Here is a 555-nt window from a genome sequence, read left to right as displayed (position 1 = left end):
AGGTAGGTTTCGCTGGCTTTCTTCATGGCCGCGTCGATCTCTTCGATCGAACTGTCGCGTGCCGACCGGAAGACCAGATCCACCACGCTCACGTTGGCCGTGGGAATGCGGAAGGCCATGCCCGTCAGCCGGCCTTTCGTCGAAGGCAGCACCTCTCCCACTGCTTTGGCTGCACCGGTTGTCGAGGGAATGATGTTGATCGCCGCCGCCCGTCCCCCGCGCCAGTCCTTTTTGCTGGGTCCATCCACGGTTTTCTGCGTCGCCGTGTAGGAATGGATGGTGGTCATCAGGCCGGTCTCCAGCCCGATGCCCTCCTTCAGCAGCACATGCACCAGCGGCGCCAGACAGTTGGTCGTGCAGCTTGCGTTGCTGACGATCAGATGCCGGGACGGGTCGTATTCTTCGTGGTTGACCCCGATCAGCAGCGTTTTCACCTCGCCCTTACCCGGAGCCGAGAGAATCACGCGCTTGGCGCCGGCCGACAGGTGGCCTTTGGCTTTTTCGCTGTCGTTGAACAATCCCGTGCATTCCAGCACATATTCAACGCCCAGTTCC

At 61.1% G+C, this 555-nt stretch carries 1 protein-coding gene; it reads right to left on the bottom strand.

Going from position 1 to position 555, the window contains the following annotated elements; translation table 11 throughout:
• On the bottom strand, positions 1-555 hold a 555-nt coding region (locus tag NZU74_20755; protein ID MCS6883755.1), incomplete at both ends, for a type I glyceraldehyde-3-phosphate dehydrogenase.

The organism is Chloroflexaceae bacterium, from assembly GCA_025057155.1.
Taxonomy (GTDB): domain Bacteria; phylum Chloroflexota; class Chloroflexia; order Chloroflexales; family Chloroflexaceae; genus JACAEO01.
This window is presented reverse-complemented; position numbering and strand designations above follow the sequence as displayed.